Source organism: Nonomuraea sp. WAC 01424, from assembly GCF_003947315.1.
In the GTDB taxonomy this organism is placed as follows: domain Bacteria; phylum Actinomycetota; class Actinomycetes; order Streptosporangiales; family Streptosporangiaceae; genus Nonomuraea; species Nonomuraea spiralis.
In genome coordinates, this window is sequence record NZ_QHHZ01000069.1 from 1 (window position 1) to 692 (window position 692).

General features: G+C 73.1%; 1 pseudogene. It reads right to left on the bottom strand.

Annotated features, from left to right (window positions below):
* Positions 1 to 692: pseudogene (locus DMB42_RS52760) on the bottom strand (5-methyltetrahydropteroyltriglutamate--homocysteine S-methyltransferase); the annotation flags it as partial.

Sequence of the window (692 nt, forward strand, 5' to 3'; positions counted from 1 at the left end):
GTCATCGGCTCCGGACGTGAGACGTCGCCGTACAGGATCGGCGGCCGGACACACCGCGAACCGTAGGACTGCACCCAGCCGAAGTCGGTGGCCGCGAACCCGGCCAGCCGCTCGGCGAAGTACTGCACCATGTCGTTGCGTTCGGGTTCGCCGTGCACCAGCACGTCCAGCCCGAGCTCCTCCTGCAACCGGATGACGCGCTCGATCTCGGCCTTCATCGCGGCCTCGTAGCCCGCGTCGTCCAGCGAGCCCGCCTTGTGCGCGGCCCGGGCCTTGCGGACGCCGGTGGTCTGCGGGAACGAGCCGATCGTGGTGCTCGGCAACGGCGGCAGCTCCAAGGCGGCCTGCTGCGCCGCGGCGCGCTCGGCGTAGGGGGAGCGGACGGTGTCCTCCGGCCGCAGCGCCTCCAGCCGGGCACGCACCCCGGCGTCGGCCAGGTCGGCCGCCGTCGCGCGATCCGCGGCCGCGGCACGAGCGGCGGAGAGGTCGACGCCGTCTTCCTTCAACGCTCGCCCGAGCAGGACGACCTCGTCGACCTTCTGCTTCGCGAACGCCAGCCAGCCCTTCAGCCGCGGATGGAGCCCGTCCTCACGCTCGACGTCGTAGGGCACGTGCAGCAGCGAGCAGGACGTCGACACGCTGACCGACCTGTCGGTGCCGAGCAACGTCGCCGCCCGGCCGGGCGCGCGGGC